General features: G+C 71.7%; 17 protein-coding genes and 1 tRNA gene. 11 read left to right on the top strand and 7 right to left on the bottom strand.

What is annotated here, in order from left to right:
- The first annotated feature begins 27 nt into the window (after positions 1-27).
- Both hrpA and ACFVVU_RS06165 read left to right on the top strand, forming a co-directional pair.
- The gene (gene hrpA / locus ACFVVU_RS06160; protein WP_387788555.1) at positions 28-4,029 is read left to right on the top strand and encodes an ATP-dependent RNA helicase HrpA; all 4,002 of its coding nucleotides are present in this window, start codon (positions 28-30) and stop codon (positions 4,027-4,029) included.
- 129 nt (positions 4,030-4,158) lie between these two features.
- A tRNA-Asp gene (locus tag ACFVVU_RS06165) sits at positions 4,159-4,232 on the top strand.
- A gap of 387 nt (positions 4,233-4,619) precedes the next feature.
- Here ACFVVU_RS06165 and bldC read toward each other — a convergent pair.
- Both bldC and ACFVVU_RS06175 read right to left on the bottom strand, forming a co-directional pair.
- The gene (bldC, locus tag ACFVVU_RS06170; RefSeq protein WP_014137253.1) at positions 4,620-4,826 is read right to left on the bottom strand and encodes a developmental transcriptional regulator BldC; all 207 of its coding nucleotides are present in this window, start codon (positions 4,824-4,826) and stop codon (positions 4,620-4,622) included.
- Between the two features lie 546 nt (positions 4,827-5,372).
- Positions 5,373-6,278 (bottom strand): hypothetical protein, encoded by a 906-nt coding sequence (locus ACFVVU_RS06175; protein ID WP_387788556.1) that lies wholly within the window; start codon positions 6,276-6,278, stop codon positions 5,373-5,375.
- A gap of 245 nt (positions 6,279-6,523) precedes the next feature.
- Here ACFVVU_RS06175 and ACFVVU_RS06180 point away from each other — a divergent pair, with 245 nt between their 5' ends.
- Positions 6,524-7,684, top strand: a complete 1,161-nt coding sequence (locus tag ACFVVU_RS06180; RefSeq protein ID WP_380685288.1) for a Glu/Leu/Phe/Val dehydrogenase dimerization domain-containing protein — start codon at positions 6,524-6,526, stop codon at positions 7,682-7,684.
- A gap of 415 nt (positions 7,685-8,099) precedes the next feature.
- A complete protein-coding gene (locus ACFVVU_RS06185) occupies positions 8,100-8,357 on the top strand; it encodes a DUF3073 domain-containing protein (protein ID WP_327679361.1) in 258 nt (85 codons plus the stop codon).
- A gap of 167 nt (positions 8,358-8,524) precedes the next feature.
- Here ACFVVU_RS06185 and purM read toward each other — a convergent pair whose 3' ends face one another.
- From purM to ACFVVU_RS06200, 3 genes are all read right to left on the bottom strand, one after another.
- Entirely contained in the window at positions 8,525-9,613 is a 1,089-nt protein-coding gene (gene purM / locus ACFVVU_RS06190; RefSeq protein ID WP_355362162.1) for a phosphoribosylformylglycinamidine cyclo-ligase, read from the bottom strand.
- A 76-nt stretch (positions 9,614-9,689) separates the two neighbouring features.
- Positions 9,690-11,273 carry an amidophosphoribosyltransferase gene (purF, locus tag ACFVVU_RS06195; protein ID WP_355362164.1) on the bottom strand — a complete coding sequence of 528 codons (1,584 nt, stop codon included), beginning with the start codon at positions 11,271-11,273 and terminating at the stop codon, positions 9,690-9,692.
- A gap of 231 nt (positions 11,274-11,504) precedes the next feature.
- Entirely contained in the window at positions 11,505-12,413 is a 909-nt protein-coding gene (locus tag ACFVVU_RS06200) for a diacylglycerol kinase (protein WP_380683062.1), read from the bottom strand.
- Between the two features lie 126 nt (positions 12,414-12,539).
- Between ACFVVU_RS06200 and ACFVVU_RS06205 the strand changes: the two genes are divergently transcribed.
- From ACFVVU_RS06205 to ACFVVU_RS06235, 7 genes are all read left to right on the top strand, one after another.
- The gene (locus ACFVVU_RS06205; protein ID WP_380683061.1) at positions 12,540-13,823 is read left to right on the top strand and encodes an adenylosuccinate synthase; all 1,284 of its coding nucleotides are present in this window, start codon (positions 12,540-12,542) and stop codon (positions 13,821-13,823) included.
- Between the two features lie 127 nt (positions 13,824-13,950).
- On the top strand, positions 13,951-14,553 hold the full coding sequence (locus ACFVVU_RS06210) for a GNAT family N-acetyltransferase (RefSeq protein ID WP_387788557.1): 603 nt from the start codon (positions 13,951-13,953) through the stop codon (positions 14,551-14,553).
- A 529-nt stretch (positions 14,554-15,082) separates the two neighbouring features.
- Positions 15,083-15,946, top strand: coding sequence for a helix-turn-helix domain-containing protein (locus ACFVVU_RS06215; RefSeq protein ID WP_380683059.1), 864 nt, complete (start codon positions 15,083-15,085; stop codon positions 15,944-15,946).
- Positions 15,943-16,134 carry a DUF397 domain-containing protein gene (locus tag ACFVVU_RS06220; protein ID WP_380683058.1) on the top strand — a complete coding sequence of 64 codons (192 nt, stop codon included), beginning with the start codon at positions 15,943-15,945 and terminating at the stop codon, positions 16,132-16,134. The genes ACFVVU_RS06215 and ACFVVU_RS06220 overlap by 4 nt, the downstream gene beginning before the upstream one ends.
- 31 nt (positions 16,135-16,165) lie before the next feature.
- Positions 16,166-16,357: a DUF397 domain-containing protein gene (locus tag ACFVVU_RS06225; RefSeq protein WP_380683057.1), complete on the top strand. Its 192-nt coding sequence runs from the start codon at positions 16,166-16,168 to the stop codon at positions 16,355-16,357.
- Between the two features lie 249 nt (positions 16,358-16,606).
- Positions 16,607-18,337 carry a methionine--tRNA ligase gene (gene metG, locus ACFVVU_RS06230; RefSeq protein ID WP_387788558.1) on the top strand — a complete coding sequence of 577 codons (1,731 nt, stop codon included), beginning with the start codon at positions 16,607-16,609 and terminating at the stop codon, positions 18,335-18,337.
- A gap of 164 nt (positions 18,338-18,501) precedes the next feature.
- Positions 18,502-18,855, top strand: coding sequence for a DUF6087 family protein (locus tag ACFVVU_RS06235; RefSeq protein WP_380683055.1), 354 nt, complete (start codon positions 18,502-18,504; stop codon positions 18,853-18,855).
- 61 nt (positions 18,856-18,916) lie between these two features.
- Here ACFVVU_RS06235 and ACFVVU_RS06240 read toward each other — a convergent pair whose 3' ends face one another.
- Together ACFVVU_RS06240 and ACFVVU_RS06245 are read right to left on the bottom strand one after the other, a co-directional pair.
- On the bottom strand, positions 18,917-19,831 hold the full coding sequence (locus tag ACFVVU_RS06240; protein WP_387788559.1) for a class I SAM-dependent methyltransferase: 915 nt from the start codon (positions 19,829-19,831) through the stop codon (positions 18,917-18,919).
- Between the two features lie 29 nt (positions 19,832-19,860).
- The gene (locus ACFVVU_RS06245; protein WP_387788692.1) at positions 19,861-20,823 is read right to left on the bottom strand and encodes an NAD(P)/FAD-dependent oxidoreductase; all 963 of its coding nucleotides are present in this window, start codon (positions 20,821-20,823) and stop codon (positions 19,861-19,863) included.
- Positions 20,824-20,869: the final 46 nt, after the last annotated feature.

Consider the following 20,869-nt stretch of genomic DNA (forward strand, 5'->3'; position numbering starts at 1 on the left):
ACCGCATCTCCTTGCGAACCTAGAGGGATGCCCGCCGTGAGTTCTCCCGCAGTCCAGTCCGCCGCCGAGTCCGCCCGGAGCGAGGGGCCCGGCATCGGCGAGCTGGCCGCGCGCCTGCCCGAGCTGACCCTGCGCGACCAGGTGCGGATCGGCCGCCGGCTGGACGGCGCGCGCCGGGTCCGCAAACCCGAGGCGCGCGCGAAGATCGCCGCCGAGATCGCCGCCGACGTCGCCAGGGCCGAGCTGGTGGTCGAGCGCCGCCGCACCGCCGTGCCCGCCATCGACTACCCCGCCGAGCTGCCGGTCAGCCAGAAGAAGGACGAGATCCTCGAAGCCGTCCGCGATCACCAGGTGGTGATCGTGGCGGGCGAGACCGGCTCCGGCAAGACCACCCAGATCCCCAAGATCTGCCTGGAGCTGGGCCGCGGAGTGCGCGGCCTGGTCGGCCACACCCAGCCCCGCCGGATCGCCGCCCGCACGGTGGCCGAGCGGGTCGCCGAGGAGCTGCGCAGCCCGCTCGGCGAGGCGGTCGGCTGGAAGGTCCGGTTCACCGACCAGGTCGGCCCGGACACCCTGGTCAAGCTGATGACCGACGGCATCCTGCTCGCCGAGATCCAGACCGACCGCGAGCTGCGCCAGTACGACACCCTGATCATCGACGAGGCCCATGAGCGCAGCCTCAACATCGACTTCCTGCTCGGCTACCTCAAGCAGCTGCTGCCCCGCCGCCCCGACCTCAAGGTGATCATCACCTCCGCGACCATCGACCCGGAGCGGTTCTCCCGGCACTTCGAGGACGCCCCGATCGTCGAGGTCTCCGGCCGCACCTACCCGGTCGAGGTCCGCTACCGCCCGGTCGTGGACGAGGGCGACGAGGACGGCGACGCCGACGAGGCGGACCGCGACCGCGACCAGATCCAGGCGATCTGCGAGGCCGCCGAGGAGCTCCAGGCCGAGGGCCCGGGCGACATCCTGGTCTTCCTCTCCGGCGAGCGCGAGATCCGCGACACCGCCGACGCGCTCACCAAGCTCAAGCTCAAGAGCACCGAGATCCTGCCGCTCTACGCCCGGCTGAGCTCCGCCGAGCAGCACAAGGTCTTCCAGCGCTCGCACTCCCGCCGGATCGTGCTGGCCACCAACGTCGCCGAGACCAGCCTCACCGTCCCCGGCATCAAGTACGTGATCGACCCCGGCACCGCCCGGATCTCCCGCTACAGCCACCGCACCAAGGTCCAGCGGCTGCCGATCGAGGCGATCAGCCAGGCCAGCGCCAACCAGCGCAAGGGCCGCTGCGGCCGCACCTCGGACGGCATCTGCATCCGGCTCTACTCGGAGGAGGACTTCCTCTCCCGCCCCGAGTTCACCGACGCCGAGATCCTGCGCACCAACCTGGCCTCGGTCATCCTCCAGATGACCGCCGCCGGCCTCGGCGACATCGCCGCCTTCCCGTTCCTGGACCCGCCGGACTCCCGCAACATCAAGGACGGCATCAGCCTCCTGCACGAGCTCGGCGCGCTCGACCCGGAGGAGAAGGACGTCCGCAAGCGGCTCACCCCGCTCGGCCGCAAGCTGTCCCAGCTCCCGGTGGACCCGCGGATGGCCCGGATGGTCCTGGAGGCGGACCGGAACGGCTGCGTGCGCGACGTCATGGTGATCGCCGCCGCGCTCTCCATCCAGGACCCGCGCGAGCGCCCCGCCGAGAAGCGCCAGGCCGCCGACGAGCGGCACCGCCGCTTCACCTCCGAGACCTCCGACTTCCTCTCCTTCCTGTCGATGTGGCGCTACGTGCGGGAGCAGCAGCGCGAGCTGTCCTCCTCCGCGTTCCGCCGGATGTGCAAGGCCGAGTTCCTCAACTACCTGCGGATACGGGAGTGGCAGGACATCTACTCCCAGCTGCGCACGGTCGCCAAGCAGCTCGGCGTCACCATCGAGGAGGCGCACGACGACGCCGAGCCGGACGCCGACCGGATCCACCAGTCGCTGCTGGCCGGCCTGCTCTCGCACATCGGCCTGTTCGACGTGGAGAAGCGCGAGTACGGCGGCGCGCGCGGCGCCCGGTTCGCGGTCTTCCCCGGCTCCGGCCTGTTCAAGAAGCCGCCGCGCTGGGTGATGTCCGCCGAGCTGGTGGAGACCTCCCGGCTCTGGGCCCGGATCAACGCGAAGATCGAGCCGGAGTGGGTCGAGCCGCTGGCCGGCCACCTGGTGAAGCGCAACTACAGCGAGCCGCACTGGGAGAAGAAGTCCGGGGCCGTCCTGGCGTACGAGAAGGTCACCCTCTACGGGGTGCCCGTGGTCGCGCAGCGGAAGGTCAACTACGGCCGGATCGACCCGGAGCTCTGTCGCGAGCTGTTCATCCGCAACGCGCTGGTCGAGGGCGACTGGGAGACCCACCACCGCTTCTTCGCCGAGAACCGCAAGCTGCTCAGCGAGGTCGAGGAGCTGGAGAACCGGGCCCGCCGCCGGGACATCCTGGTCGACGACCAGACCCTGTTCGAGTTCTACGACGGCCGGCTGCCCGACGACATCGTCTCCACCCGGCACTTCGACTCCTGGTGGAAGCAGGCCCGCCGGGACCAGCCCGACCTGCTCAACTTCGAGAAGTCGATGCTGATCAACGACGCCGCCGACGGCGTCACCGAGGCCGACTACCCGGACCACTGGCAGCAGGGCAAGCTCCGCTTCCAGCTCACCTACCAGTTCGAGCCGGGCAGCGACGCGGACGGCGTGACCGTGCACATCCCGCTGCCGGTGCTCAACCAGGTCACCGCGGAGGGCTTCGACTGGCAGATCCCGGGCCTGCGCGAGGAGCTGGTCACCGCCTGGATCAAGGCGCTGCCCAAGGCGGTGCGGCGCAACTTCGTGCCCGCCCCGGACTTCGCCCGCGCCGCGCTGCGCGACCTGAGGAACCACCAGGAGCGCCAGGAACCGCTGCTGCCGGCCCTGGAGCACGCCCTGAAGCGCCTGACGGCGGTCACCGTGCCGCCGGAGGCCTGGGACGAGGAACGGGTCCCGGAGCACCTCAAGGTGACCTTCCGGGTGGTGGACGGCCGCAAGAAGCTCGCCGAGTCCAAGGACCTGGAGGAGCTGCGGCAGCGGCTCAACCCGAAGCTGAAGGAGACGCTCTCCTCGGCCGCCTCCGGCCGGGGCATCGAGCAGTCCGGGCTGACCGCCTGGCCGGAGGGGCTGCCGGTGCTGCAGCGCACCTTCGAGCAGCGTTCCCGCGGCCACGCGCTGCGCGCCTACCCGGCGCTGGTGGACGAGCGGGAGACGGTCGGCATCCGGCTGTTCGACACCCCGCAGGCGCAGGAGCAGGCGATGTGGGAGGGCACCCGGCGGCTGCTGATGCTCTCCACCACCTCGCCCGCCAAGTCGATCCAGGGCCGGCTGGGCAACCAGGCCAAGCTCGCGCTGTCGTACAACCCGCACGGCTCGATCCCGGCGCTCTTCGAGGACGTGGTGGCCTGCGCCGCCGACCGGCTGATGACGCTCGCCGGCGGACCGGCCTGGGACGAGGCGGCGTTCGGCGTGCTGCGCGACAAGGTCCGGGCCGATCTGTACGACCTCTCGGCGGACACCACGCTGAAGACGGCCACCGCGCTGATCGCCTTCCACAAGGCGTCGACCCGGCTGAAGTCGGTGAGCAGCCCGGTGCTGCTGAACGCGGTGAACGACATCCGGCTGCACCTGGCCTCGCTGGTGCACCCGGGCTTCGTCACCGAGACCGGCTGGCAGCGGCTGCCGGACCTCAAGCGCTACCTGCTGGCGGTGGACCGCCGGCTGGAGGCGCTGCCCAACCACCCACAGCGGGACGCCCAGCAGCTGCTGAAGGTGCAGCAGGTCCAGCAGGCCTACGGGGAACTGCTGGCGGCCGTCCCGGCCGGGCGGGAGCCCTCCCCGGAGGTGCGGGCGATCCGCTGGATGATCGAGGAGCTGCGGGTCAGCTTCTTCGCCCAGGGTCTCGGCACGCCGTCGCCGGTCTCGGAGAAGCGGATCACCAAGGCGATGGAGGCGGCCAGGGCCACGCTCTGAGCTGCGCCGGGGGCCCTCGGGAGCCGGTTCGGAGCCGGTTCGACCTGGGGGCCCCACATGGGCTACGATCTGTCTTGTTCGCAGCGCGGCCGACAAGGACAAGCGGAGCGGACGGATCAGGAACACTCTGGTCCCGTGGAGCAGTTGGTTAGCTCGCCACCCTGTCAAGGTGGAGGTCGCGGGTTCAAGTCCCGTCGGGATCGCCGTAGTCGAAAGGCCCGGAACCGTTTGGTTCCGGGCCTTTCGCGTTTGCCGGGCCGGCCCTTTTACCCGGACTAGGTCTAGACCACAAGTGACTATGCGTGTGATGGTCGTCACCCGACATTCCCGGGAACCGGCCCTTCGGGCCCCCTTCCCGGAAGGGGCTAATTTAATATGTAAAATTGTACTGCTATTCACAGTAAATCCCCCCCACCTCTTCTCCCTCAAATCGTTATCCGGAGTTCAACATTCCGGATGGATCGCACGAGCACGGGAGTGCCGTGGACGAACTGCGCCCGGGCCCGTCGGAACAAACAAAGGGGCTGCTTACCGGACCCGGCGGAGTCCGGTAAGCAGCCCCTTCGAAAGAGCCTTGAGCGTTCGGCCGGTCAGGCCTCGGTGCGCTGCGCCGGAATACCGGCCAGCAGGGCGCGCACCTCCGCCTCACGGTAACGGCGATGGCCGCCCAGCGTGCGGATCGACGTGAGCTTGCCGGCCTTAGCCCAGCGGGTCACGGTCTTGGGATCCACACGGAACATGGTGGCGACCTCTGCCGGAGTCAGCAGGGGCTCGGCATCGGGGGTACGAGCGGTCATGAGCGGCCTCCTCGGGAGAACCGAACCAGGGCGGTTCTATCCTTCAAATTCTGCACCTTGGCCCGCGATGCCCGAAATGGCATAGACGGGCCGAGTCGGTTATAGGACGAACGGCTTGTCCTGGTGTCTACAACTACACCATCCGTCCAGCCCTATCGACCAAACCGCCAAAATTGACCCCTCACGGGTTCAAGGCCGACGGATCGCGATGGACCACCTCATAACGGGCGGTCACCTAATAGTGACATTCGGTTATGAGGGGACCAGACCCTCCGTTTCCCCGCAAAGCACGCATCGACTCCAGAACCACCCAAAAGTGGGCACGCTCACGTGAAGTTGGGCTGGTTGTCCCATTTTTGCACATAGGGGTGAGTTCGCGTCAACAGTGAGTAGTGTCACGTTCGACAGGTATTGACCCGAACCAGGACCTTGGTCACACGGGTCAGGCCGTAAGACTCTTACAGTCTGACAAGTACCACCGACACCCGCCCCGGCCAGCGATGACGCCCCCTCAGCGCGGCCCGGCCGCACCCGGGCCCGTCCGGCTCAGTTCGCGTGGCGCAGCGCCAGCACCCGCCGCCAGCGCGTCGTCAGCGCCTCGTACGCGCGCAGCGCCTCCGCCGAGTCCCCCGCCCGCAGCGCCCGCAGCCCGTCCTCCAGTTCCCCGGCCGAACGGTCCGCCAACAGCCTGTCCGGCCCCAGCAGGTGCACCAGCCCCCCGTAGTCCAGCTCCACCAGCGACCGCGGATGGAATTCCTCCAGCCACCGCCCGATCTGCTCCGCCCCCCGCACCAGCTCCCCTTCCGGCACCGCCTCGCGCAACGCCCGGTACGCCCGGGCCACCCGGCGGCGCGCCTGCGCCATCGGCGTCAGGTAGAACAACGCCGACGCCCGGTCCCCCCGGACTCCTTCCCCTCCCTTCTCCCCCGCCCCTGCGGGAACGAAGCATCGATCTTCGTCCCCGAACGGCAGGAACCACCGCACCGGCACCTCCCACCGGCTGGTGAGGATCCACGGCCGGGCGTCCGGGTGCTCCGCCCGCCAGCGCTCCCGGTCCGCCTCCGCCTCCGCCCGGGTGGCCGGCGGCAGCGCGGTGTCCAGCAGCGCCACCGGCGCCCCGGCCCGCAGTTCCTCCAGCGCCTGCCAGTTGCGCAGTCTGGTCGCCCACGGACAGATGTACAGCACCCCGTCCACCAGCCGGACGAAGGCCCGCTCGCTCTCCCGCTCCGGCAGCGCCCGGGGGGTGCGGCCGACCAGTTCGGCCAGGGCCGTGCGCTGCTCCGCCAGCGCCGCGGCGGCCACCGAGCGGCCCGCCTCCGGCGCGTCCGGGCCGTGCTCCGCCGCGAAGGCCTGCCAGTGCGCCCGGTCGGGCTCCGGGTAGGCGGCCAGCGGCTCGTAGACCCGCAGGTGCGCGGCGTAGGGCGGCAGCACGGAGGTACGGACGACGGTCACGTCCTGCATCGTCGCACGCACCCCCCGCCGCCCGGGAGTGTCCGGCGGCGGGTGGCCGCCGCCGGCCCCGTTCGCGGACGCACCCCCGGGGCGTGAACGGGCTGCTGGCGACCACCCCCGTCTCACCCCTCGGACAACCGGGACGAGCTTCGCCAAGGGGGCGGATCGTCGGCGCCCCCGCGACTACGCTTCGCCCTAGGCGCCCGCACCACAGCAAGCGGGCCTCGAATACTGGAGTCACCACAGTGACCGACGTACAGACCGCCGCCCCGACCCACTCCGCACCCGGCGTGCTCGGCAGGATCTTCGGCAACTCCCAGGACGGCGCCACCGGCGACGGCCACGAGCAGGTCGTCCTCTGCCACGACCGCTCCTCGGGGCTGAAGGCGATCATCGCCATCCACTCCACCGCGCTGGGCCCGGCCCTCGGCGGCACCCGCTTCTTCCCGTACGCCTCCGAGGAGGCGGCGCTGGAGGACGCGCTCAACCTCTCCCGCGGCATGTCCTACAAGAACGCGCTGGCCGGCCTCGACCTCGGCGGCGGCAAGGCCGTCATCATCGGCGACCCGAACAAGGACAAGAACGAGGCGATGCTCCGGGCCTACGGCCGCTTCGTGGAGTCGCTGCGCGGCCGCTACATCACCGCCTGCGACGTGGGCACCTACGTCCAGGACATGGACGTCGTGGCGCGCGAGACGGAGTTCGTCACCGGCCGCTCGCCCGAGCAGGGCGGCGCCGGCGACTCGTCCATCCTGACCGCCTTCGGCGTCTTCCAGGGCATGCGCGCCTCCGCCCAGGCCCGCTGGGGTCAGCCCACCCTGCGCGGCAAGCGGGTCGGCGTGGCCGGCGTCGGCAAGGTCGGCCACTACCTGGTCGGCCACCTGGTCGCGGACGGCGCCACCGTCGTCGTCACCGACGTCTCGGAGGCGGCCGTCAACCGCGTGCGGGCCGCCCACCCGGAGGTGGAGGTCGTCGCCGACACCGCCGCGCTGCTCCAGGCCAAGCTGGACGTCTACGCCCCCTGCGCGCTCGGTGGCGCCCTCACCGACGACACCGTGGCCGCGCTGGGCGAGTCCGGCACCGCCATCGTCTGCGGCGCCGCCAACAACCAGCTGGCCCACCCGGGCGTCGAGAAGGACCTCGCCGACCGCGGCCTGCTCTACGCCCCGGACTACCTGGTGAACTCCGGCGGCGTCATCCAGGTCGCCGACGAGATCGACGGCTTCAACTTCGAGCGCGCCAAGAACAAGGCGACGAAGATCTTCGACACCACCCTGGAGATCTTCACCCGGGCCGCCGCCGACGGCGTGCCGCCGGCCGTCGCCGCCGACCGCCTCGCGGAGAAGCGGATGCGGGAGATCAGCGCGCTGCGCTCGGTGCTGCTGCCGGGCGCCCGCCGGGGCTGATCCCGGTCCGGCCGGGCCCGGCTCGACCGGTGCCCGCCCGGCGCCCGACCGACGATGCGCGGGGGACGTCCACGTCCGTCCCCCGCGCATCACAATGTGGAACCGGATTCTCGATTCTGCACCCGATCGGGTGATCCAAGGTCCCCCTTGGGGGGATAATCGACGAGGAAACAACGGACCTGAGACACCTCCGGACAGCGTGCAGAAAGCCGCAAAACCTCCCCTGACCTGGGACGACCTGGTCGCGGGTGCGGCTGGTGCGCGCCACGTCACACTGACGACGTACCGTCCAGCGGCAGAAACAGGTACCGTTAATGCTCCAAGGGACGGTTCTCCCCATTCGGGCAGGCCGCTCTTGATCATGAACACGTGTCAGACTCGGGGCCGTGAGCCCCATCGTTGAGGGGGTCGACCCATGGGGCGCGGCCGGGCCAAGGCCAAGCAGACGAAGGTCGCCCGCGAGCTGAAGTACAACAGCGGCGGGTTCGACGCCAATCGTCTCTCCAGCGAGCTGGGCGTATCGCCCTCCACCTCCCCGATCGAGCCGGAGCCGATCGAAGAGGACGAGGACGACGACCCGTACGCGGAGTACGCGGCTCGTTACGCCGATGACGGCGAGGACGACGACACCGAGTCGGGTACCGGGCCATCGCAGGCCCGCCGTCGCGCGTAGTCTCCCAGTCCGAGTCTGACCAGACCGGCCTCGGTGCCCAGTGCACCGGGCCGGTTTTCGGCGTTCCCGCACCCGCGTCCGCTGCCCTCGGGCACCGGGACTCGGGCAGCGGACGCGGAAGGCCCCTCCGGCGCCGCCGGAGGGGCCTTCCGCGCACCGGCCGGGGCTCAGCCCGCCGTGAAGCCCTCGTAGGCGTTGTAGAGGGCTGCGCCGTCCTCGTGCTCGGCGGTGCGGTCGACGATGTCGCCCAGCACCCAGGACTCCACGCCGCGGTCCTCCAGGACCGCCAGCACGGTGTCCACCGAGTGCGGCGGGACGACCGCGACCATGCCGACGCCCATGTTGAGCGTCTTCTCGATCTCCAGGGTGGCCACCTTGCCGACCTCGGCGACGGTCCGGAAGACCGGCAGCGGGGTCCAGGTGCCGCGGTCCAGGCGGGCGTGCAGGCCGTCCGGGATCACCCGGGCCAGGTTGGCCGCCAGGCCGCCGCCGGTGACGTGCGAGAAGGCGTGCACCTCGGTGGCCCGGATCAGCGCCAGGCAGTCCAGCGAGTAGATCCGGGTCGGCTCCAGCAGCTCCTCGCCGAGGGTGCGGCCGAACTCCTCGACCTTGCGGTCCAGCTTCCAGCCGGCCTGGTTCAGCAGCACGTGGCGGACCAGCGAGTAGCCGTTGGAGTGCAGGCCGGAGGCGGCCATCGCGATCACCACGTCGCCGGCCCGGACCCGCTCGGCGCCCAGCAGCGCGTCCGCCTCGACCACGCCGGTGCCGGCGCCCGCGACGTCGTACTCGTCCGGGCCGAGCAGGCCCGGGTGCTCGGCGGTCTCGCCGCCGACCAGGGCGCAGCCGGCCAGCGCGCAGCCCTCGGCGATGCCCTTGACGATCGCGGCGACCCGCTCCGGGACGACCTTGCCGACGCAGATGTAGTCGGTCATGAACAGCGGCTCGGCACCGCACACCACGATGTCGTCGACGACCATGCCGACCAGGTCGTGGCCGATGGTGTCGTGCTTGTCCATGGCGGCCGCGATGGCCACCTTGGTCCCCACGCCGTCGGTGGCCGAGGCCAGCAGCGGCCGCTCGTAGTTCTTGAACGCGGAGACGTCGAAGAGGCCGGCGAAGCCGCCGAGACCGCCGACCACCTCGGGGCGGTTGGCCTTCTTCACCCACTGCTTCATGAGCTCGACGGCGCGGTCGCCCGCCTCGATGTCGACACCGGCGGCGGCGTAGGTGGCGCCGTTCTGGTTGGAGCTGGTCACTGCGGCCCTTTCGGGTCTGTGGTGGGGGTTGGAACAGCGGTGGGGCCCCGGTTCGCGGGACCCCACCGTGGGCTCGTTACGGGCGGCGCAGCGCGTCGGCCGCGCCCGCCCCGCCGAGCAGCGACTGGACGCCGTCCAGGTCGCTGCCGCTGGTCGGCTTGCCGCGGACCGCGGGGGTCTGCTGGCCGCCCTTGATCTCGGCCTCCAGCAGGAGCTTGCCGAGCAGCGCCGGGTCCGGCAGCTCCATCGGGTACTCACCGTCGAAGCACGCCCGGCAGAGCCGGTCCTTCGGCTGCTTGGTGGCCTCGATCATGCCGTCGATCGAGATGTAGGAGAGCGAGTCCGCGCCGAGGGTGCGGCCGATCTCCTCGATGGTCATGCCGTTGGCGATCAGCTCCGCGCGGGTGGCGAAGTCGATGCCGAAGAAGCACGGCCACTTCACCGGCGGCGAGGAGATCCGGATGTGGACCTCGGCGGCGCCGGCCTCGCGGAGCATCTTCACCAGGGCGCGCTGGGTGTTGCCGCGGACGATCGAGTCGTCGACCACGACCAGGCGCTTGCCCCGGATGACCTCGCGCAGCGGGTTGAGCTTCAGCCGGATGCCGAGCTGGCGGATGGTCTGGCTGGGCTGGATGAAGGTGCGGCCCACGTAGGCGTTCTTCACCAGGCCGGAGCCGTAGGGGATGCCGCTGGCCTCGGCGTACCCGATCGCGGCCGGGGTGCCGGACTCCGGCGTCGCTATCACCAGGTCGGCCTCGACCGGGGCCTCCTTCGCCAGCCGGCGGCCCATCTCCACGCGGGAGAGGTGGACGTTGCGGCCGGCGATGGTGGTGTCCGGGCGGGCGAGGTAGACGTACTCGAAGACGCAGCCCTTGGGCTTCGCCTCGGCGAACCGGGAGGTGCGCATGCCGTTCTCGTCGATGGCGATGAGCTCGCCCGGCTCGACCTCGCGGATGAAGGAGGCGCCGCAGATGTCCAGCGCCGCGGTCTCGGAGGCGACCACCCAGCCGCGCTCCAGCCTGCCCAGCACCAGCGGGCGGATGCCCTGCGGGTCACGGGCGGCGTAGAGCGTGTTCTCGTCCATGAAGACGAGCGAGAAGGCGCCCTTGACCTTGGGCAGGACGACCTTGGCGGTCTCCTCGATGGAGAGCTCCGGGTGGCCGGCGAGCAGCGCCGTCACCAGGTCGGTGTCGTTGGTCGCGGCCGTCCTCCCGGAGCGGGAGACGTGCTCCTCGCCGGGGAGTTCGGCGACCATGGCCGCCAGTTCGGCGGTGTTCACCAGGTTTCCGTTGTGACCGAGGGCCAGCGAGCCGTGCACGGTCGCCCGGAAGGTCGGCTGGGCGTTCTCCCAGACCGAGGAACCGGTGGTCGAGTAGCGGGCGTGTCCGACGGCGATATGCCCGTGCAACGACCCCAGCGAGGCCTCGTCGAAGACCTGGGAGACGAGCCCCATGTCCTTGAAGACGAGAATCTGGGAGCCGTTGCTCACTGCGATGCCCGCGGATTCCTGACCGCGGTGCTGCAGGGCGTAAAGGCCGAAGAACGTGAGCTTGGCGACCTCCTCGCCGGGAGCCCAGACACCGAAGACGCCGCAAGCGTCCTGGGGGCCTTTCTCGCCGGGAAGAAGATCGTGGTTGAGTCTTCCGTCACCACGTGGCACGCCTTCGAGTCTAGGCCAGCCGATCCGGCCCTCGGGCACCCGGGCGACCGGAGCTGACCGGGCGTGGGCCGGTAACGCGCGTAGACAAAACCCCTTACCAGAGACGGGTTTGCGTCTGCGGGAACGGACGGCCGACCCGCCCGGCCTTGCGGCCCGCGCCCGTTGGCGTGTTCCGGGCGGGTCCGGCGCTTCGCCCGGCGTTCGTCCGCCGTTCGTCCAACGTGAGCCTGCTCACCCGGGGGCACCGTCGGCGCGGGGCGGCGGCGCGGCGGGCAGCAGCAGGCCCCAGCACCCCGGGTGGACCGTCCAGGTGCGGGCCCGGACCGGCCCGACCGGGCGGCCGTCCGCCAGGTAGCCGAAGCCGCGGCCGGCCACCGAGACGCTGGCCGCCTTCGCCCGGAGCAGGGCACCGGGGGCGCGGACCACGATCTCCATCACGCCCTCGCCGGCCGCCCCGCCGGCCGGCAGGGTCACCTGGACCACCCGGACCGGCCGGTGCACGTCGGCGAGCAGCCGGCCGTCCGCCTCGACCCGCAGCCGCGAGCTCTGCTCCCCGGCGCCCGGCTCGCCCCGGCCCGGGCGTCCGGTCCGCTCCGGGGTGAGTACGGTCCCCTGCTCGGCCGCAGCCAGTTTCGCCCATAGCGAACGCCAGCCGCTCGGACGGCCCACCGGCCGCCGAGATCCGCTCCCCGAGATCCGCACCCCGCCGAGCGCCACCCCGCCGCCGTCGTCGACCAGCAGGTCCAGCTTGCGCGGCGCGCCCGCCAGCACCGCCCGCGCCGCCGCCACCGGGGCCGCCGGAACGCCCAGTCCGCGGGCCGCCGCCACCTCCTCCGGCCGGCCGACCGGCACCAGGCCCACCGGGTCCGTCCCCAGCTCACGTTGGCGGTGGAGCGCCTGGAGCACCCGCTGGAGGGCCAGATCGGAACCGATCACCACCGGTCGCCTCCGGCCGCGGTGCGAAAGCACCCGGTCGAGCTCGGAAGGCGTCTCCGGACAGGCCACCTTGACGTCCGTCCCACCGGAGAGAACGTCCCTCGCGATCCGCACCGACTCGCCGTCGGACTGCCGGGCCGCCGGGTCGAGGAGCAGGAGAAGCGGCTCCGGGCCGCCGGTTGCAGGCGTGGACAGGGACGACACAACCGGTCCTTCCTCAGGTAATCTCTCGGTGCAAGAGCCCCTTGCGCTATTGCGCCAGGGGCTTCGTCTATCTCGGGGCAGACTGCGGCCTACGCAGGATGCCCCAACCGGAAGGGGTGTACGCCTGTGCCGGCACTCGTGCTCGTTGGCGCTCAGTGGGGAGACGAGGGCAAGGGGAAGGCGACCGACCTCCTCGGCGGCTCCGTCGACTACGTCGTCCGCTACCAGGGCGGCAACAACGCCGGTCACACGGTGGTCATCGGCGACCAGAAGTACGCGCTGCACCTGCTGCCTTCCGGCATCCTCAGCCCGAATGTGACGCCGGTGATCGGCAACGGCGTCGTCATCGACCCGGGCGTGCTGCTCTCCGAGCTCAACGGCCTGAACGAGCGCGGCATCGACACCTCCAAGCTGCTGATCTCGGGCAACGCCCACCTGATCACGCCGTACCACCGCACCCTGGACAAGGTCACCGAGCGCTTCCTCGGCAAGCGCCGGATCGGCACCACCGGCCGCGGCATCGGCCCGACCTACGCGGACAAGATCAACCGCGTCGGCATCCGGGTCCAGGACCTCTTCGACGAGTCGATCCTGCGCCAGAAGATCGAGGCGGCGCTGCACGACAAGAACCAGCTGCTGGTCAAGCTGTACAACCGCCGCGCCATCCCCGCCGACCTGGTGCTGGAGGAGTACCTGGGCTACGCGGACAAGATCAAGCCGTTCCTGGCCGACACCACCCTGGTGCTCGACGAGGCGCTGAAGGCCGGCAAGGTCGTCCTGCTGGAGGGCGGCCAGGGCACCCTGCTCGACGTCGACCACGGCACGTACCCGTTCGTCACCTCCAGCAACCCGACCTCGGGCGGCGCCTGCACCGGCTCCGGCATCGGCCCCACCAAGATCGACCGGGTCATCGGCATCCTGAAGGCCTACACCACCCGCGTCGGCTCCGGCCCGTTCCCGACCGAGCTGCTCGACGAGGACGGCGAGGCGCTGCGCCGCATCGGCGGCGAGCGCGGCGTCACCACCGGCCGCGACCGCCGCTGCGGCTGGTTCGACGCGGTGATCGCGCGCTACGCGACCCGGGTCAACGGCCTCACCGACTTCTTCCTCACCAAGCTCGACGTGCTCACCGGCTGGGAGCAGATCCCGGTCTGCGTGGCGTACGAGATCGACGGGCAGCGGGTCGAGGAGCTGCCGTACAACCAGTCCGACTTCCACCACGCCAAGCCGATCTACGAGACGCTGCCGGGCTGGAGCGAGGACATCAGCAAGGCGAAGACCTTCGCCGAGCTTCCGAAGAACGCCCAGGCGTACGTGAAGGCGCTGGAGGAGATGTCGGGCGCCCCGATCTCGGCCATCGGCGTCGGCCCGGGCCGCGACGAGACGATCCAGATCAACTCGTTCCTGTAGGCCGGGTCCTCCCGGGGAGGCCCTGCGGACCGCTCGGTCCGCAGGGCCTCTTCCTTTGCCCCCGGATCATTGAACTAGCACAAAAAACAATTGCCTCTAGTACATTGACGGGCTACCGTTCCGGATCATGACCGCGAAGCTGCCCGTGCCCGTCGTCCTCACCGGCCGCCACGTCCGCCTGGAGCCGCTGGAGCGCCGCCACCTGTCCGACCTGTGGGACACCGTCGGCCCGGACCCGGAGGTGTGGCGGTGGATCCCGTTCGCCCCGCCGGCCTCGGAGGAGGAGCTGGGCGCGATCCTCGACTTCCGGCTCGCCGAGGCGGCGGCCGGGAGGGCCGTGAAGTTCGCCGTGATCGAGCTCGCGTCCGGCCGGGCCGTCGGCATCACCGGTTACTACGCGTTCAGCGCCGAGGACGAGCTCGTCGAGATCGGCGGCACCTGGTACGCCCGGTCGGTCTGGCGCACCGCCGTCAACACCGAGGCGAAGCTGCTGCTGCTCGTCCACGCGTTCGAGGAGTTGGGCATGGGCCGGGTGTTCTGGAAGACCGACGCGCTCAACGACCGTTCGCGCACCGCGATCCAGCGGCTGGGCGCCCGTTTCGAGGGCGTGCACCGCCACGACAAGCGGCGCGCCAACGGCGTCTGGCGGGACACCGCCCACTTCGGGATGCTGCGCGACGAGTGGCCGGCCGCCCGCGCCCGCCTGGAGCGGCGGCTCGCCGCCGGCTGACCGCTATTTCTCCCTACGGGGCGCCAAGTCCCGTTTGCCCGACCGCCGTTCCCGTGGCTGACGGGTCGCGATGATCTGCGCGACCACCCCGACGAAGACCACCGACACCAGCAGGCCCGTCAGCAACACCACGGCCATCAGCGATCGACCGCCGCCACGGCCCGGACCGCCCCGCCGCACACCCCGATGAGTTCCACACCCCAGTCATCGGCCAAAGCGGCGACGAGGTCAAGCCCTCGCGCACGGGTTCGGGGCGAGGGCGGCCGGACGGCGCCGCGCGACCGCCCGCGGCGCGGCCCGTCGGGCTCGGCCCCGATCCCCGGTGGAAGCAACATCGACTGTCTCCAGTCCAGTTGAGGGGTGGGGCCCGGCTGCCGGCGCAGACCGGCCCCATGGCGACGACGCTAGGGTTTCAGGGGCAACAGTTGCTACTGCGTCTGGCGCACTTCACCCTATCGAGCGACACGGTGGACCCGGTGTCCACGGGGCGGCAAACTGCACCGAAGGCACCGACCGAGGAGAGACGCGCATGCCCCCACGCCTGTCGCCCAGCGTGCGCCAGCAACGACTCGGTTCGGAACTGCGCAAGTTGCGCGAGCACGCGGGCATGACCCCGAAGGCCATGGCGGCGGCCCTGGGCACGGACGTTCCCAAGATCTCCCAGATGGAGAACGGGAAGTCGGGCATCAGCGCCGACCGCCTCCGCTCCTGGGCCGCCGCCTGCCGGTGCTCCAACCCCCCGCTCGTCGAGGCCCTGACGCTGATGACCCAGGACCGCGGCAAGCACTGGTGGCACCACTTCCGCGGGCGCGTCCCCGCCGGGATGCTCGACATCGCCGAACTGGAGCACCACGCCGAGTCCCTGCTCGTCCTGAACACCACCTCGATCCCGGGCCTGCTCCAGACCGGCCGGTACGCCGCCGCGATGTTCGCCCGGCTGCGTCCGCCGCTGCCGCGCCACGACGCCGACGTACGGACCGCCTTCCGCACCGAGCGCCAGCAGGTCCTGGCCGCCGGCCGGCCGTTCACCGCGTTCATACACGAGGCCGCGCTGCGGATGCAGTTCGGCGGCCCCGCGGTCCTGCGCGAACAGCTCGCCAGCCTGCTGGACGACGCCGAGCGCCCCGGGGTCACCGTCCGCGCGATCCCCTTCAGCGTCGACACCTATCCCGGCTCGGGCGAGGACCTCTTCCTCGCCCACGGACCGGTCCCCGAGCTGGACACGGTGCAGATCGACCTGACCCAGGGACCGCAGTTCATCGACTCGGAGGCGGACCTGGCGTCCTACCGCTCGATCGTCACCGAGTCCGACTCCCTCGCCCTGGCCCCCGAGGAGACCCGCGACTTCGTCCGGCGCATCATGACGGACCTGGAAGGCCGGCCACCCCGATGACCGACTGGCAGAAGTCCTCGATGAGCGGCAACAGCAACCAGTGCCTCGAAGTGCGGGCCGCCGACGGACGGATCGAGATCCGCGAGTCCGACACCCCCGACTCCGCCGTCACCACCACCGCCGAGGCCTTCGCCCGCTGGATCGAGGGCGTCAAACGCGGCGAGTTCGACCACCTCACCACCCGGTGACCCACCCACCCCCGACAGAGGAGCCCACCTCATGGACAGCTGGCAGAAGGCCGCCCCCGGCGGCGAGGGCGACGACGCCCTGGAGATCCGCACCGTCAACGGCATGGTCGAGATCCGCGACCCCAGGAACGACGCCATCGTCGTCCGCACCACCCCCCGCAAGTGGGCCGCCTTCGTCCTCGGGGTGAAGGCCGGCGAGTTCGACCACTTCGTCGAGCGGTAGGGCGTGTCCCGCTCCGCCGCCCCTCCGTCCCGCGGGGGCGGCGGAGCGCGGCGCGGCGGCCCCGGGGAAATGGACGCGAGGGGGAGGGGCGGGCTTCGCTAGGATTGGGGAGCCCACAGTGGAACGTCGCTCTGGCCGGCAGCCCGGGAGGCGGCGCCTGTGCCCGGTTCCCCTCGCCGTCCCAGACCCTGCGCCCGTCACGGCACTCCGGGACAGGGGTGCGTGCGGGAGAAATCGGAGCATCCGAGGATGGCTCGGCACCTGATCACCAGCGCCCTCCCCTATATCAACGGGATCAAGCACCTGGGCAACATGGTCGGGTCCATGCTGCCGGCGGACGTCTACTCGCGGTACCTGCGCCAGCGCGGGCACGAGGTGCTGTACATCTGCGCGACCGACGAGCACGGGACGCCGGCCGAGCTGGCCGCGCAGGAGGCCGGACTGCCGGTGGCGGAGTTCTGCGCGCGGGCGCACCACCAGCAGAAGGCGGTCTACGACGGCTTCCGGCTCTCCTTCGACTACTTCGGCCGCAGCTCCTCGCCGCAGAACCGGGAGATCACCCAGGAGATCGCCCGCGAGCTGCACGCCAACGGCTTCATCGAGGAGCGGGCGATCCGCCAGGTGTACTCCAACGCGGACGGCCGCTTCCTGCCGGACCGGTACATCGTCGGCACCTGCCCGCACTGCGGCTACGACAAGGCCCGCGGCGACCAGTGCGAGAACTGCACCCGCGTGCTGGACCCGACCGACCTGCTGGAGCCGCGCTCGGCGATCAGCGGCAGCGCGGACCTGGAGGTGCGGGAGACCAAGCACCTGTTCCTGCTCCAGTCGAAGCTGACCGGACAGGTGGAGGACTGGGTCGCCGCGCACGGCGACGAGTGGCCGGTGCTGGCCTCCTCGATCGCCCGCAAGTGGCTGACCGAGGGCCTGCAGGACCGCGCGATCACCCGTGACCTGGAGTGGGGCGTGCCGGTCCCGGCCGACGTGTGGCCGGAGCTGGCGGCCGCGGGCAAGGTCTTCTACGTCTGGTTCGACGCGCCGATCGAGTACATCGGCGCGACGAAGGAGTGGTCGGACGCGGCGCCGTCCGGCGAGCTGCGGGACTGGAAGTCCTGGTGGTACGAGGCGGACGAGACGGTCCGCTACACCGAGTTCATGGCCAAGGACAACGTCCCGTTCCACACGGTGATGTTCCCGGCCACGATCCTCGGCTCGCGCAAGCCCTGGAAGAAGGTCGACTACGTCAAGGCCTTCAACTGGCTGACGTACTACGGCGGGAAGTTCTCCACCAGCCAGAAGCGGGGCATCTTCACCGACGTCGCCCTGGAGCTGCTGCCGGCCGACTACTGGCGCTACTTCCTGATGGCCCACGCGCCCGAGTCGGACGACTCCAGCTTCACCTGGGACCTCTTCGCCTCGGTGGTCAACAAGGACCTCGCCGACACCCTCGGCAACTTCGTCAACCGGGTGCTGTCCTTCAGCCGCAAGCGGTTCGGCGACGACGTGCCGGCCGGGAACCCGGCGGGCGAGGCGGAGCAGCGGCTGGGCGCGCAGATCGCCGAACTGCTGGCCGACTACGAGGCGCAGCTGGAGGCGCTCAACTTCCGCAAGGCGGCGCAGAGCCTGCGCACCCTGTGGAGCGCGGGCAACGCCTACCTGGACGAGAAGGCGCCCTGGCTGCAGGTGAAGACCGACCCGGAGGCGGCGGCGCTGACGCTGCGCACGGCGATGAACCTCATCCACCTGTACGCGGTGGTCTCCGAGCCGTTCATCCCGGCGGCGGCGCAGGCGATGCGCGAGGCCTTCGCGCTGCCCGCCGACGCCCCGGCGCGCACCGCCACCTGGGTGGACGCGGACGCGGCGCGGGCGCTGGACGCGGTGCCGGCCGGGACGCCGTTCACGGTGCCGCCGGTGCTGTTCGCGAAGATCACGGACGAGGACCTGGCCTCCTGGACCGAGCGCTTCGGCGGCGGCGAATAGGCACGTAGGCGCCTGGCCGCACAGGCGCGTGTTCGACGGACGGCCGTCTCCCCGTGCCGGGAGGCGGCCGTCCATCGGTTTTTCACCCGATCGTGGAATCGCCCGGCGCCCGGCGGATCGGCCAGACTGGCCGTCCCGACCGACACGCGAGGGAGGCGCCGACGATGGCCGCCGAGGACGATCCGTTCGCCGAAGAACCCCTGGCCGACGAGCCGTTGGCCCATTGGTACGCCGAGCGGGCACGCCGCCGCCGGGCCCCGGGGACGCGGGACGCGATCACCCTCGCCCCCGGACCCCGGCGCGCCGCACACCTCTTCCAGGACGTGCCCCGGCTGGTGGTCGAGTGGGACGGCCACACCTGGCAGCCCCTCGCGGTGGCACAGGACTACGCCGGGGCCTATCCGCTGATCGTCCGCCCCGAGCGGGCCTCCGGGCCGCAGGCCCTCTTCCCGCACGCGGACACGCCCGTCCCGCTGCTGCGCCGGGGAACCGGCCGGCACCGCAAGCCGGACCACTGACCGCCGTTCCGCCCGCGGCCGGACCGTCCTGCCCGCGCCGACGGCGAGTTGCGGACCTCGCCTAGACCTTCCGGGCGGTGTGCACGGTGAGGGCCGCGAGGTAGAAGGCGTCGGGGCGGGCGAGGATGCCGGTGGGGGCCTCGGGGTCCAGCAGGGCGTCCAGCGCGGCGAGGTCGGACTCGTCCAGCAGATCGGCCAACTGCCCGCGGCGGCGCGAGAGCTGGACGTGCAGGAACTCGCGGGCCGGGGTGTCCAGCGGGGCCGGGTGGTCGACCAGGAAGGTCCGGCTGCCGGTGGGGATCAGCCCGGCGGCGGCCAGCAGGGCCGGCCAGTCCTCGACCACCGCCACCGCGTCCGGGACGGACTCGCGCATCGCCGCGAAGGTCTCCTCGTGCGCCGCGTCCAGGCGGGCCTGCAGGCCGGGGCGGCCGAGGCCGAGGTCGCGCGGGAGGTAGCGGGCCGGGAGGCCGCCCTCGGCGACGGCCAGCAGACCGCCCTGGCGCAGGGCTGCGGCCAGCGCGGTCAGCGCGGCCTGCTGATCGCCCAGGTGGTGGATCGCGTTGCCGGACCAGACCAGGTCGGCCCTGCCGAGCGTGCCGAACTCCTCCGGCAGGTCGGCGCGGTGGGTACCGACGCGACCGGCCGAGCGGGTGCGGGCGCGCTCCAGCAGGGCGTCCGACTGGTCCACGGCGACGACCTCGGCGGCCGGGAAGGCGTCCGCGAGCAGCCCGGCGACCACGCCGGGGCCGCTGCCCACGTCGAGCACCCGGTGGACGGGGGCGCCGTCCAGCAGAGCGCCCAGCCACCGGGCGGCCTCGGTGACCGCCGGCACCTTGAGTTCGGCCTCGCGCTCCAGGTGGCCGGCCAGGGCGTCCCAGTCGAACTCGGCCTCCTGACCGTGCTGGTGACCGTGCGGGTGGGCGGGCGCGTGGCCGTGGGAGTGGCCGTGCCGATGGGTGTGGGCGTGCGGTGTCATGGGGGACTCCGTCCTCTCGGTGGGTCGGTTCAGGCGGCGACGAGGGCGCGCTCGACGTCCTCGTCCACCAGGTCGTGGTTGAGCGCGAACGCCGCCGCGGCGCCCGCTCCGGCGGCGGTGACCACCTGGGCGCGCGGGTCGGCGACGTTGCCCACCGCCCACACCCCGGGCACGCTGGTGCGGCCCGTGCGGTCGGTGGTCACCCAGCCCTGCTCGTCGCGCTCGCAGTCCAGGCCGAACAGCAGGGCGTCCCGGGGCACCATGCGCGGGAAGAGGAACACCGCCTCGCGCGGCACGGCCGTACCGTCCGCCAGTTCGACGCCGCGCAGCCGGTCGTCCGTGACCACCACCCGCTTGACCTCGCCCTCGACGACCCGCACGCCCCGGACGCCGAGCCGGGCACGGTCGTCCGCGGACAGCTCCAGGGTGTGCGCGAGCAGTACCACGTCCGCCGACCACTGGCGCAGCAGCAGCGCCTGGTGCACCGCGCCCGGGTGGGTGCCCAGCACGCCCAGCGGGCGGTCGCGGACCTCGTAGCCGTGGCAGTACGGGCAGTGCAGTACGTCGCGGCCCCAGCGTTCGACCAGGCCCGGCAGCTCCGGCAGGCCGTCGCGCAGACCGGTGGCGACCACCACCCGGCGGGCGCGCAGGGCCGGGCCGCCGGCCAGGTGGACGTCGAAGGCGAGCGCGTCCGCGGCGGGCACCGGCTCGACGTGGTCCACCCGGGCGTCGAGCAGGTCGACCCCGTACCCCGCCAGTTCGGCGCGGCCGGTCTCCAGCAGCGCGGCCGGGGGCACGCCGTCCCGGGAGAGGAAGCCCCCCATCCGCTCGGCCGGGGCGTTGCGCGGCTGACCGGCGTCCACCACGGCCACCCGGCGGCAGGCCCGGGCCAGCACCAGGGCCGCGCTCAGCCCGGCGGCACCGCCGCCGACCACCACGACGTCGTGGCCGTCGGTGGCGGCGGAACTCTCGGGAACGGTCCCGTTTCGCATCTCGCTCACGGCGATCACCTCCACCGCCAGGCTGCGCCGACCACCA

This window comes from Kitasatospora sp. NPDC057965 (assembly GCF_042887135.1).
Lineage (GTDB): Bacteria > Actinomycetota > Actinomycetes > Streptomycetales > Streptomycetaceae > Kitasatospora.